Annotated in this window: 6 protein-coding genes; 4 read left to right on the top strand and 2 right to left on the bottom strand. The window is 69.8% G+C overall.

The annotated features are described in order from the left end of the window. The first annotated feature begins 6 nt into the window (after positions 1 to 6). On the top strand, positions 7 to 1,485 hold the full coding sequence (locus tag ACIBF7_RS35735) for a DUF1015 family protein (RefSeq protein WP_397199117.1): 1,479 nt from the start codon (positions 7 to 9) through the stop codon (positions 1,483 to 1,485). A gap of 109 nt (positions 1,486 to 1,594) precedes the next feature. Here ACIBF7_RS35735 and ACIBF7_RS35740 read toward each other — a convergent pair whose 3' ends face one another. Beyond that, positions 1,595 to 1,990 (bottom strand): single-stranded DNA-binding protein, encoded by a 396-nt coding sequence (locus ACIBF7_RS35740; RefSeq protein WP_187281131.1) that lies wholly within the window; start codon positions 1,988 to 1,990, stop codon positions 1,595 to 1,597. 109 nt (positions 1,991 to 2,099) lie between these two features. Here ACIBF7_RS35740 and ACIBF7_RS35745 point away from each other — a divergent pair, with 109 nt between their 5' ends. Continuing rightward, positions 2,100 to 3,026: an MBL fold metallo-hydrolase gene (locus ACIBF7_RS35745; protein ID WP_219550033.1), complete on the top strand. Its 927-nt coding sequence runs from the start codon at positions 2,100 to 2,102 to the stop codon at positions 3,024 to 3,026. A gap of 55 nt (positions 3,027 to 3,081) precedes the next feature. Here the strand turns inward: ACIBF7_RS35745 and ACIBF7_RS35750 are convergent, their stop codons facing one another. Beyond that, positions 3,082 to 4,389, bottom strand: a complete 1,308-nt coding sequence (locus ACIBF7_RS35750; RefSeq protein ID WP_397199119.1) for a hypothetical protein — start codon at positions 4,387 to 4,389, stop codon at positions 3,082 to 3,084. On the opposite strand from ACIBF7_RS35750, the gene ACIBF7_RS35755 reads away from it, so the two are divergent. Both ACIBF7_RS35755 and ACIBF7_RS35760 read left to right on the top strand, forming a co-directional pair. Further along, on the top strand, positions 4,327 to 5,361 hold the full coding sequence (locus ACIBF7_RS35755; RefSeq protein WP_397199120.1) for a hypothetical protein: 1,035 nt from the start codon (positions 4,327 to 4,329) through the stop codon (positions 5,359 to 5,361). The two genes, ACIBF7_RS35750 and ACIBF7_RS35755, sit on opposite strands and share 63 nt — an antisense overlap. 748 nt (positions 5,362 to 6,109) lie before the next feature. Beyond that, positions 6,110 to 6,859, top strand: coding sequence for an SAM-dependent methyltransferase (locus ACIBF7_RS35760; protein WP_397199121.1), 750 nt, complete (start codon positions 6,110 to 6,112; stop codon positions 6,857 to 6,859). Positions 6,860 to 7,076: the final 217 nt, after the last annotated feature.

Below are 7,076 nucleotides of genomic sequence, written 5' to 3' on the forward strand. Positions count from 1 at the left end.
GGCAGCATGCCCGGTATGGGGAATTCTGAACTGCCGATACCGGACGGGCTGATCCTTCGCCCGTTCCGGGGCGTCCGCTTCGCCGTAGACGATCCCGCCAAGGTGACCTCCCCGCCTTACGACCTGATCTCCGACGGCGATGTGAGCGCCCTGCTGGACGCTCATCCCAACAACGTCGTCCGTCTCATCGTTCCCGGCAGACCCGGCACTGATGCTCAGAAGCCCCCTTCCGATCCCTCTACCTCTACAGACCAGAACACCATTAACTCTGACAATCCTCTCGTTTCCTCCCAAAGTCAGATCCAAGTCTCGCCCAATTCCAGGTATCAGGAGGCGGGAAGAACGCTGGAAGCGTGGCTCGCGTCCGGTGTCCTCGTCCCCGACGAGCAGCCGGCGCTCTACGTGTACGAGCAGCGAGGCCCAGGGGTGCTGCAGCGCGGCATCATCGGCGACGTCTGCCTCCCGGATCCGGCGCAGCGCATCATCCTGCCGCACGAGGACGTGCTACCCGGCCCCATCACCGACCGCCTGGCCCTCATGAGCACCACCCAGGCCAACCTCGAGCCCATCTTCCTCCTCTACAACGGGCAGGACGGCGCGGCGACCCGCCTCGTGGACGAGGTGGCCACCCACCGCGAGCCCCTGGTCACCGCGCACACCGAGGACGGCCTCACCCACCGGCTCTGGGCGGTCACCGACGACGCGGAGATAGCCGCCGTCAACGCCGACCTCCATCCCCGCCAGGCCCTCATCGCCGACGGCCATCACAGGTACGCGACGTACCGCATACTCCAGCGCCGCGAACACGCCCTGCACGCCGAACCCACCGGACCCGGCCACCCCGCCCAGGACGGGATCCCCTCGAACGGCCGTGAGGACGACGGCCGAGGCGCCCAGGACTCGGAGCAGGTCAAGCGGAGCCCGTGGGACTTCGGCCTGGCGTTGCTCGTGGACACCGACGCGTACCCGCCCGACCTCAAGGCCATCCATCGCGTCATCCCCGGGCTCCCGCTGGAGGAGGCGGTGGCCAGGGCCAAGGGCTCGTGGCGCGTACAGGATCTCAGCGACCTCGACGAGGGCCTCCACGCGCTCCACCACACCGAAGGCCCGGCCTTCCTGCTGGCCTGCGAGAACGGCGCGCACCTCCTCACCAGCCCCGACCCGCTGCAGCTCGCGCAGGCCATGCCGGCGGACCGCTCGGCCCGGTGGAACTCGCTGAACACCTCCATCCTCACCGAGTTCGTCCTGCCCAAGGTGTGGGGCCTGCGCGACGACGAGGAGACGGTGCGGATCGTGCACCACGACCCGCACGCCGCCGTGCAGCTCGCCGCCGCCACGGGTGGCACCGCCGTGATCCTCAGGCCGCTGGACGTCGCCGACGTCCTCGCGGTGGCGTCGGGCGGCGAGCGGGTGCCGCGCAAGTCGACCTCCTTCGGCCCCAAGCCCCGCACGGGCCTGGTCCTGAGAACCTTCGCCATCCGCTGACCGTTCTCCCCCGTCACGAGCACCGACGGCGGAGAGCACCGGCCCGTCACGGACGGCACGCCTAGCGGACCGCCGGTCACGGACAGCACGCCTAGCGGACCCTCCGGCGTCAGCCCGCCTCGGCGAGGACGGCGACCGGGCGGGGCGCGGAAGGGACCGGCGGTTCGCCGGGCTCGCCCGCCGGGAGGGGGTCGGCCTCGATGACCCTGACCGTGGCCACCTCGACCTCGTAGGCCCAGACCTTGCCCGACGCCGGACCGAAGACACGGCAACGGAAGGCACCGGTGACCTCCATGGCGTCACGGGGTCGGAGAGTGCGGAGGACGTCGGCCACCTCCTGGTTGAAGCTGACGCACGGAATGCTGTCGGTGACCATGCCGTCCCGCCTGTGCCTGCGGCGGCGCACCAGCAGCCGCCACTTCGTCATGGTGTCGCCGCTCGGCAGACTCCGGTCTTCGACTGCCGCGGACAGCCGTCCCACCAGCAAGACCTCGTTGCGGTCCACTGTCGTCCTCCCATTGGTGATCGGGTGGAGATCACTCTCTACGATGTGAGGAAGTCCAGTTCGGCTCGAACGCCGTTCTGGGGATAGCGGACACGGCTCTGGAGTGCCTGTGGACAACATCACCGCCCTGGGCGGCGACGTCTATGAGATCGACACGAAGATGGCCGGATACTCAGGTATCACCGCCGGTTACCTCATCCTGGGTGATCGTCCCTGCCTGGTCGAAACGGGGACATCCACCTCGGCCCCCGTCGTGCGTGACGCGCTCGCGTCGCTGGGCGTCGGCCCGGACGATCTGGCCACCGTCGTGGTCACGCACATTCATCTCGACCACGCGGGCGGGGTGGGAGACATCGCCAAGTTCTTCCCGTCCGCGCAGGTCGTCGTGCACGAGAAGGGCGCCCGGCATCTGGCCGAACCGGCCAGGCTGATGGCCAGCGCCAGAATGGTGTGGGGAGACCGCCTGGACACGCTGTTCGGCGAGCTCTCCCCCACCGAGGCCGAACGCATCGTCGCCCTGGGCGACACCGGCGCCATCGACCTCGGCAACGGCAGGACGCTGAGCAGCCACTACTCTCCCGGCCACGCCAAGCACCACGTAGGGCTGATCGACTCCGCCACCGGTGACCTTTATGTCGGCGACGCCGCGGGCGTTTACCTGCCGCAGACCGGCGATCTGCGCCCGGCCACCCCGCCTCCGGACTTCGACCTGCAGACCGCCCTCGACTCGATCGCCCTGTTCCAGGCACTGCAGCCACAACGGCTGCTGTTCAGCCATTACGGGCCGGTCGACGCGGTACGGGACACGCTCGACCGATCAGCTGAGGAGCTGCGCATCTGGGTGGACCTCACCCGCCAGGCCCACGCCGAAGGCTTGGACCTGGACCACGCCGTGGCCATGGTGCGGGACCGTACCAGAGAGCGCTACCAGGCGCTGGCCGGCGACGACGAGACGGCCGAGCAGTTCGAGCTGCTCAGCGGCGCCCCGTCGAACGTCGCCGGCATCCTCCACTGGCTGGACCGCGTCTCCCCGTGAACGCGACCTCGGGTACGCACTCGCCAGAACGGGAGTGCGTACCCGAGAACGTCACCTACTCGGACTGCTTACCGGGTTCGTCCCCAGCATGGTCACCGAAGTCCGGCTCGATGAAGGACGGGGAGATCGGCACCGATGAAGCGCCGCCCTGCTTTCCGTGCTCGGCATCCGTCGGTGCGTCCGGCTCGCCCGCTACGGGCTCGCCCGTCTGACCGGGTCGTGCCGCCCCGCCGGTTCGCTTGGACGACGCGCCCCCGGCCTGCTCAGGCGACGTACCCGCCTCCTCCCGAGCCCGCCCGGGCGACACGGCCGAGGTGCTCTCACCCTCAGCCCGCTCAGGCGACGTAGCGACACTCTCGTCCCCGGCGCGCTCGGCCGACGTACCCGCCTCCCGAGGCTGCCCCGGCGACGTGGCCGCGTCGCTCTCGCCCTCAGCCCGCTCGGCCGACGTACCTGCCTCCCCCCGAGCCTGCTCGGGGGACGTGGCCGAGTCGCTGTCGTCCCCGGACTGCTCAGGCGACGCAGCCGGGACGCTCTCGGCCTGCTCACGGCGGTTGTCCGCGCCGGGCCGCTCGGACGACCTGCCCTGCTCGGCGTCATGGTCGGCCTCTTCAGCACGCGGCGCGTCCGGCTCCGCCTCGCTGCCGGCCTTGCCGGCATCCTGCGCGGCCGGTCCGGCGTCACGAGCTTCCGGTTCGCCTTCGCCGCCGGCCTCCGTGGACGCCACGGAAGCGGCGTCCCCCGGGGACACGAAGTCCTCGTCGTAGCCTTCCTCGACGTCCTCGATCGTCGCGCCGGTCAGCTCGGCGTACCGCTCGGCGGCGTCCGTCTCGCCGTCCTCGTCGAACGCCACCGCCCTGCCGAACCAGTCCACCGCCGCGTCGTGGTGTCCCGCTTCCTCCAGCGCGTCCGCGTACGCGAACGCCAGGCGCGCCGACCACGGACGGGGCTGCGGGTCGCGCAGCTCCGGAAGCCGCTGGAGCGTGATGACCGCCGCGTCGTGCTGGCCGAGGTCGCGACGCGCCCCCGACTCCACGATCGTCAGCTCGATCCGCCCGGCCCGGTCAAGCCGCTCGGCCTCCGGCGAGCGCACCAGGTCGAGCGCCCGTTCCGGACGTCCCATCCCGCGCTCGCAGTCCGCCATGACCGGCAGGTACGCCTCCGAACCGGTCATCCTCCTGGCGGCGCGCAGATCGCTCAACGCCTCGCTGAAGTGTCCGGCCCGGTACGCGACGATGCCGGCCGCCTCCCGTACGACACCGATCCTGGCCGCGAACCTGCGCGCCACCTTGGTGTGTTCGTGAGCCTTGTCGGGATCGTCCTCTTCGAGGGCGCGCTCGGCGGCGAGGAGGTGCCGGCCCACCAGCTCGGCAAGATCCGTGGGCAGGGACCGCAGCTCCTCGCGCACCTCCTTGTCGAGGTCGTCGGCGCTGATGTCGGGCGCGACCTCAGGCAGCGGCTCGCGCTGCGGCCGGTCACCCTCGCGGTCGTCCCTGCCGAAGCGGGCGCGAGTGCCAGGCCGCTCCTCCCGCGAGAACGGACGCGAGCCCCCCTCACGGCGCGGGCCACGGTCGTCACGCCGGGGTCCGCGATCGTCGCGCTCCCTGAAGGGACGGCGCTCACCCTCGCTCCTGGAGCCGCGATCGTCGCGATCCCGGTACGGACGACGCTCATCACGATCCCTGGGAGGACGGCTCTCGTCCCGATCGCGGTACGGGCGACGCTCCCCACGATCCTGATAGGACGGGCGGTCACCCCGGTCCTGATAGGGGCGACGCTCGCCGCGATCCTGATCCGGCCGACGGTCCCCGCGGTCTTGGTAGGGCCGACGCTCGCCTCGGTCCTGGTAGGAGGGACGGTCACCCCGGTCCTGATAGGGCCGACGCTCGCCACGATCCTGATCCGGCCGACGGTCCCCACGGTCCTGGTAGGGCCGACGCTCGCCACGATCCTGGTAGGAGGGACGATCACCCCGGTCCTGATAGGGCCGACGCTCGCCACGATCCTGATGGGACGGACGATCCCCCCGGTCCTGGTACGGGCGACGCTCGCCACGGTCCTGATAGGACGGACGGCCCCCACGATCTTGGTACGGCCGACGCTCCCCACGATCCTGATAGGACGGACGATCCCCACGATCCTGGTGCGGCCGACGGTCACCCCGGTCCTGGTAGGACGGGCGGTCTCCCCGGTCCTGATAGGGGCGACGCTCGCCACGGTCCTGGTAAGAGGGACGGTCCCCACGATCTTGGTACGGCCGACGCTCCCCACGATCCTGATAGGACGGACGATCCCCCCGGTCCTGGTAGGGCCGACGTTCGTCTCTGTCCCTTGACGGGCCACGCTGGGAGCCGCGGTCGTCCCGATCACGGAAGGGACGACGGTCGCCCTCACCACGCGGGCCACGGTCGTCCCGATCCCGGAACGACCGGCGCTCGCCGCTGTAACCACGCTCCTGCCGAGGACCGCGGTCATCACGGTCCCGGTACGGCCGGCTCTCGCCACGATCTCCGGAAGGACGACCTTCGTCACGATCGCGATAGGAACGGCGGTCGTCGCCCTCACGGCGATCACGATAACCCCCGGCGCCGCGCGGCCCGCGATCGTCGCGGTCGCGGAACGGCCGGCCGCCGCCTTCGCCCCGCCCCTGGCCTCCCCGGCCTCGGTCCTGATAGGAACGCCTGTCGCCGCCTGAACGGAACGGACGGTCTCGATCGTCGCGTCCGCGGGAACCGGATCCGCCGTTCCTGTCGCCATGCGAGCGCTCGCCCCCGTTATCGCCGCGCCCGCGCTGCTCGCCGTCCGATCCGCTATCTCTGTTCACTTCTGGTCCATTTCGTTGGCTCACTCAGCGAGCCTCTATTACCCGTACGGGCCCGCCGTGGCTGGTCGCCGCCCATCCCGGGCCTTACGCGACGAAGGCCACCCGTGGTTGGGGTGGCCCGGTACTCCCCCAGCCTAGCAAGCCGGGGCATGTCCGGAACCCGCACAACCACGGATCCGGCCAACCTGAAGCCGCCGGTCATCCGAGTGACCTGCATATTGAGTGGCAGGGCCGAGACCGCTTCCGTGAGACTGACCCCATGTCTCTGCGCTTCCATGAAATAGCCGAAGCCCGTCACCGCATACTCAATCCGCTCACCGATGACAAGCTCGATCTGCTGGGCGAGATCTGCCGTGTCGACGCGGGAACGCGGCAACTCGACCTGGCGTGCGGCAAGGGCGAAATGTTGAATCGCTGGTCCGCCCGTTACGGCCATCAGGGCATCGGCGTCGACATCAGCAAGGTGTTCCTGGAAGCGGCGAGAGATCGCGCCGGTGAACTGGGGGTCTCCGACCGCGTCCAGTTCGTCGAAGCGGACGCCGGCACATACGACGCCGAACCGGAAGCGTTCGACATCGTGTCCTGCATCGGCGCGACGTGGATCGGCGGCGGCCTTTCCGGCACCCTCGACCTGATGCGCCGCCCCCTCCGCCGTGACGGGCTCGCCCTGGTGGGAGAGTGCTACTGGACGGCCCCGCCCCCGCCCGAAGCGGTGCGGGCCCTCTCTCTGGAAGAGGACACCTTCACCTCTCTTTCCGGTACGGGGGAGCGTTTCGAGCAGGCGGGATTCGAGCTGCTGGAAATGGTGCTGGCCAGCCCGGACAGCTGGGATCGGTACGTGGCGAGCCAGTGGTGGACGATAAGCGACTGGCTTCGCGCCAACCCCGGAGATCCCGACGCCGACGCCATGCGTGAGTTCCTGACGACGGCCAGGCGTTCACATCTGGAGTACGGGCGGGAGTATCTGGGCTGGGGTGTCTTCGTACTCCGCCAGGAGGCGACCTCCTGAAACACAAAGGGCCTCGGCAAGCATGCCGAGGCCCCAGAAAACGAGAAAAGCCCCGAAGCCGAAGCCTCGGGGCTCACCACAAGAAAAACCCCCGAGACCGAAGCCTCAGGGCCCACCCACGAGAAAGGCCCCGACAGAACCTGTCGGGGCCTTTCCCATATGAAAATTGTCCGGCGGTGACCTACTCTCCCACACCCTCCCGAGTGCAGTACCATCG

The sequence above is a fragment of the Nonomuraea sp. NPDC050478 genome (genome assembly GCF_044458265.1).
GTDB lineage: Bacteria > Actinomycetota > Actinomycetes > Streptosporangiales > Streptosporangiaceae > Nonomuraea > Nonomuraea ferruginea.

What these genes read in the sequence shown, in the direction of transcription:
- ACIBF7_RS35735 (WP_397199117.1), top strand. Translation starts at nt 7, where the DNA reads ATGCCCGGTATGGGGAATTCTGAACTGCCGATACCGGACGGGCTGATC.
- ACIBF7_RS35760 (WP_397199121.1), top strand. Translation starts at nt 6,110, where the DNA reads ATGTCTCTGCGCTTCCATGAAATAGCCGAAGCCCGTCACCGCATACTC.